At 46.6% G+C, this 4,488-nt stretch carries 7 protein-coding genes; 3 read left to right on the forward strand and 4 right to left on the reverse strand.

The genetic code is table 11. From position 1 onward, the window contains the following. Window positions 1–170 precede the first annotated feature (170 nt). Together RMO79_RS19985 and RMO79_RS19990 are read left to right on the forward strand one after the other, a co-directional pair. Window positions 171–1,172: a J domain-containing protein gene (locus tag RMO79_RS19985; protein ID WP_310485025.1), complete on the forward strand. Its 1,002-nt coding sequence runs from the start codon at window positions 171–173 to the stop codon at window positions 1,170–1,172. Window positions 1,173–1,174: 2 nt separating this feature from the next. Then, entirely contained in the window at window positions 1,175–2,062 is an 888-nt protein-coding gene (locus tag RMO79_RS19990; RefSeq protein ID WP_310485026.1) for a hypothetical protein, read from the forward strand. Window positions 2,063–2,088: 26 nt separating this feature from the next. Here RMO79_RS19990 and RMO79_RS19995 read toward each other — a convergent pair whose 3' ends face one another. The 4 genes from RMO79_RS19995 to RMO79_RS20010 are packed head-to-tail and all read right to left on the reverse strand — an operon-like array spanning window position 2,089 to window position 3,528. Continuing rightward, window positions 2,089–2,523 carry an NUDIX hydrolase gene (locus RMO79_RS19995; RefSeq protein ID WP_310485027.1) on the reverse strand — a complete coding sequence of 145 codons (435 nt, stop codon included), beginning with the start codon at window positions 2,521–2,523 and terminating at the stop codon, window positions 2,089–2,091. Further along, entirely contained in the window at window positions 2,520–2,894 is a 375-nt protein-coding gene (locus RMO79_RS20000) for a DUF2237 domain-containing protein (protein ID WP_310485028.1), read from the reverse strand. The genes RMO79_RS19995 and RMO79_RS20000 overlap by 4 nt, the downstream gene beginning before the upstream one ends. Continuing rightward, window positions 2,891–3,331 (reverse strand): GNAT family N-acetyltransferase, encoded by a 441-nt coding sequence (locus RMO79_RS20005; protein ID WP_396136643.1) that lies wholly within the window; start codon window positions 3,329–3,331, stop codon window positions 2,891–2,893. The genes RMO79_RS20000 and RMO79_RS20005 overlap by 4 nt, the downstream gene beginning before the upstream one ends. Window positions 3,332–3,366: 35 nt before the next feature. Beyond that, window positions 3,367–3,528 (reverse strand): hypothetical protein, encoded by a 162-nt coding sequence (locus tag RMO79_RS20010; RefSeq protein ID WP_310485030.1) that lies wholly within the window; start codon window positions 3,526–3,528, stop codon window positions 3,367–3,369. On the opposite strand from RMO79_RS20010, the gene RMO79_RS20015 reads away from it, so the two are divergent. Next, window positions 3,519–4,421, forward strand: a complete 903-nt coding sequence (locus RMO79_RS20015) for a S1C family serine protease (protein ID WP_310485031.1) — start codon at window positions 3,519–3,521, stop codon at window positions 4,419–4,421. The two genes, RMO79_RS20010 and RMO79_RS20015, sit on opposite strands and share 10 nt — an antisense overlap. Window positions 4,422–4,488: the final 67 nt, after the last annotated feature.

A 4,488-nucleotide genomic window follows, 5' to 3' on the forward strand; every position in this document is an offset into this window, starting at 1 on the left:
GTTATTGTGTTTCTGGTTGTCTGTTTCTTGTTTAGTCTTTTTGGTATCGGGTAAGTTTGTACGTCTCTATTTGTCAAAGTCCCCCAGTCCCCCCGTCCCCCAGTCCCCCCGTCCCCCCGTCCCCCGTCCCCCTTACTCAGATCCCAAAGCCTAAAAGCCTAAACCCTTCCATGCAAGATATTCGCAACTATTACGAGCTATTGGGTGTGAAGCGGGATGCTTCCGCTGATGAGATCAAGCAGTCGTTTCGACAACTGGCGCGGAAATACCATCCAGATCTCAATCCGGGGGATAAAAGTGCTGAAGATAAATTTAAAGATATCAGCGAAGCTTACGAAATTTTATCCGATCGATCCAAGCGATCTCAGTATGATAAATTTACCGGATTTTGGCGCAAAAATCGGACTAAACCGACTACAAATAATCCACCGAGAGATCGATCGGACGAAGACGATTTTAGCGATGATTTTAACACCTTTATCGATCGCTTATTAGGTAGGAAAAAAGAAGCTAGTAGTGCTAATTATAGCAACGAAAGATCGTCTAAAACGAACACTCAAACCGCCCGTACCGAACGGCGTACCCCCCGTGACACCCAAACATCAGAACGCCCAGAACGCGGCACTTTTAACGATGCACCACCCCCAGTACGCCCTAAAAATCTCGAAGCCGAACTCACCCTTCCCCTCGATAAAGCTTATCTGGGCGGACGCGAACGGATTACCATTCAAGAAGACGGACGCTCTTTAGAAGTAGATATGCCCCCAGGCATGATTCCAGGGCAAAAAATCCGCTTGAAAGGACAAGGAATCGCAGGTGGCGATCTTTATCTCAAGATTAATGTCGCACAGCACCAGTTTTTTAGACTCGAAGGAATTAATGTTTATTGTCAACTTCCCGTCACTCCCGCCGAAGCAGTATTAGGCGGCTTTGTAGAAGTACCGACACTCGATGGACTGGTAAAAATTAGCCTCCCCCAAAGTGTAGCACCGGGGCAAAAACTCCGACTGGCAGGGAAAGGATTTCCGGGCGATGATGGGAAACGGGGCGACCAATTACTCGAAATTCAAATTGTCGTTCCTAAAAATCCCGCCCCAGCCGAACGCGAACTTTACCAAAAACTACGCGATTTAGAATCATTCAATCCGCGCCTAGATTTAACTATGAATTAATTATGCTAGAGCGATATTTAGACCGAATTAGCAATCTGAATCCTCAACTAGTTCGGGAACTAAAATGTCGTGTCAGTAAATCTAATCTCGTCATTGTGACAGCGATATCTGTATTCGCTCAATCTCTTCCATTCATACTTGTCGATCGAACGATTCAGCAAAATACACCTTTATGGTGGCTGAATATCTGTGAAATACTGAGTCGAGAAATTTGGTTTAGTTTAGCATTTGGCGGTATCTATCTCATCGCCACAGATTTTAGTCGCGAGATCCGCAGTGGTACTTTAGATATTGTCAACCTTGCGCCGATAAAGCCGATCGAAGTATTATTAGGTAAACTTCTCGGCGTACCAATTTTAATCTACTGGGGAGTGTTTTTAGCCTTACCACTGCATATAATTTCTGTAGAGCGGATGGCTGCGATTGCACCCAATGGTTGGGTTGGAGATTTAGTTTCAGTAAGTGAGATCGGCTTATTATATCTCTATGCATTATTATCAACGATCCGGTTTCCATTACCGCCGATCGTGATGAGTATAGCATTAACAATAACGGGTTGGTTTGCGCTGGTTACGATCGATAATTCCCTAGTTACCCGACATTTAAGTGGTAGTTATTCTAACCTGGGCATATATTTAACTGAAGAATGGTGGGTTATCTGGAAAGCCTCAGTCACTTTTTTAGTTAGTTGTTTTGTGTTGTTAATGCTCTTGCGAAACTGGTATCCTAAAGCAAAATTAGATCGCTCTAAACGATCGTCCTTAACTTTTCCACTCTATCTATTTTCGATATTTCTACCAATACTCATCGCTATCTCTGAACCATTCGGAGTATTCTCGCTAACACTAATTAGTTTGAATATTATTATTATAGGTAAGAATGCCAGTTAATCTCGATGTATCAATTCTCCAACAATCTAACCCCACCATTCCATAAAATCGATCGTAATTTGCTGATGTACCACACCAATCGGACGTTCTTCCTCAGCTATTGCCGAATAAGCAAAACCCGCCTCAATTTGAGCTGGTGAGATAAACCCAAAATCCCAACCTTCACCCAATACCAGTTTATCGATGCTGACAGTCAGTGGCGCGTAAAAAACATGCCTGATGACCCGATCGTCATTATAACAGCCAAACTTTTGGGGAGCTTCAATTTGATAACCGATCTCCTCTAAAACTTCCCGCACTACCGCAATTTCTGGAGTTTCCCCAGCTTCGATATGTCCGCCAAATAAACCCCACAAACCTGGATAGAGAATGGTGGGAATATTATCTCGCAATTGCATTAAAAATTTGCCCTCATAGGGTAGAATTGCGATCGCGACTTCGACAGGTACGTCACCACTCATAGAGAAATTGCCTGTTGTTGGAGATCTGCTAAAGAGACAAATTTAAGCGCAGCCTCGTGGGTTGCCATTAAGTCTACAGGGGGAGCGACCCCAGCGTCTAGAGCCTGTTTCCATCGCGATGCACACAAGCACCATTTATCGCCGGGATTCAAGCCCGGAAAGCTAGAGCCGGGAACGGGGGTACTCAGATCGTTTCCTTGAGATTTAGTAAATGTCAAAAATTCTGCTGTCATCCGCGCGCAAACTACATGCGTACCGCGATCTTGCGAGCCAGTTACACAAACGCCAGTCCGAAAAAATCCCGTCATCGGGGAAGTACAGCAAATCTGAAGTTCGGTACCGAGCACATTTTTATCGGCATTAGGATTCATAAAGATAAGGCATATCGATCGAACGCATCATCTTGAATATAGCCTAAAGATCGATACAGCGATCGGGCGGGAAGATTGGTAACTTGAGTCGATAAGATAATTCGGATCGCACCTGTGTCTCTAGCGAAGTTTGCGACTGCATTCATTAATAGTTTGGCAATGCCCTGTTTGCGGTATATTTCATCGATGAATAAATCATTTAAAATCCAGACTCTTTTCATCGAAACCGAAGAAAAACTCGGATAAAGCTGTGTGAATCCAACAATTTGCATCTGAGAACGCGCGATAAATATTGTCGAATCTTTTTGCTCTAATCGCTCTTCTAGAAAGGATCGCGCCGCTGCTAGATCTGACGATTTGTTGTAGAAAACCCGATATCGATCGAATAACTCGGCGACTTCCGCCAGATCTTCAAACCGAACTCGCACGATCTCCATTCCCACTCTTCCTTCTACACTGTTATTCATTTAGTTTACATGCCTTCTCCGCACTCCGCACTCCGCACTCCCCGCTCCCCGGAAACTAGCCATTTGACTAGGGTAAAATCCCCCCGTTTTGGTGGTGTTGCAGGTGTCGATCGTGAGGCACAATCGAAGCATTCAAATTGCCATTGGTATAAATTTAATGTCTTCATTACTAGAATTTTCCGATCGCATCGCCGAGATTGTCGAACGAGCTGGCGCGGCGGTAGTTGCCATTAATACCGGACAAAGGGGTGCGCCCAGCGGCATTCATTGGCGACAAGGGATCGTCATCACCTCCGATGAATCCTTAGCCAGCCATGAAGATCTGCAAATTGTCGGCGCGAACGGGCGCATTTTCGCCGCTACCCTATTGGGGCGCGATCCGACTACCGATATTACTGCCTTGACGATCGCCGATGCAGATAGCTTACCAGTCATCCCCACAGCCAGCGATCCTGCCGCCTTGAAGGTGGGTAATTTGGTCTTAGGGTTAGCTCGTAGTCTCGATGGCGATTTGCGCGCTACGATGGGGATAGCGAGCGTTCTGAGCGGTCAATGGCAGAGTATGAGCGGGGGGACGATCGATCTATATATCCGTCCCGATCTCAAGCTCGGTCGCGGGTTTGCTGGGGGGGCTTTAGTCGATGCAATGGGGCGGGCGATCGGGATGAATACTACAGGTCAACGGGGTGCTGCACTGACGATTCCAGCAGAAACCATCGATCGAGTATTGACTCAATTACAAGCCAAAGGACGGGTCTCACGGGGTTATTTGGGCGTGGGAATGCAACCCGTTCGCCTATCGTCACAATTAATTGCGGCTCTTAATTCGACCGTCCGCACTGGGGTCATTCTCATTAATGTCGAACCCCAAAGTCCAGCCGAGAACGGCGGTTTATTATTGGGCGATATTTTAGTAACTTGGGATGGGGTGGCAATCTCCGATCCTAGCGATGTCCGCGCCTTCCTCAATCGGGGCGATCGGATCGGTCAACAAGTCAGGATTGGTGCGATTCGAGGCGGTGTATTGATGGAACTGGCGATCGAGATTGGCGAACGTTAGGGAGACGGGGGACGGGGAGACGGGGGGACGGGGAGTAAATGTGCAATTACTCCTAAAACCTAAAACC

This window comes from Chamaesiphon sp. VAR_48_metabat_403 (genome assembly GCF_031422475.1).
Taxonomy (GTDB): domain Bacteria; phylum Cyanobacteriota; class Cyanobacteriia; order Cyanobacteriales; family Chamaesiphonaceae; genus Chamaesiphon.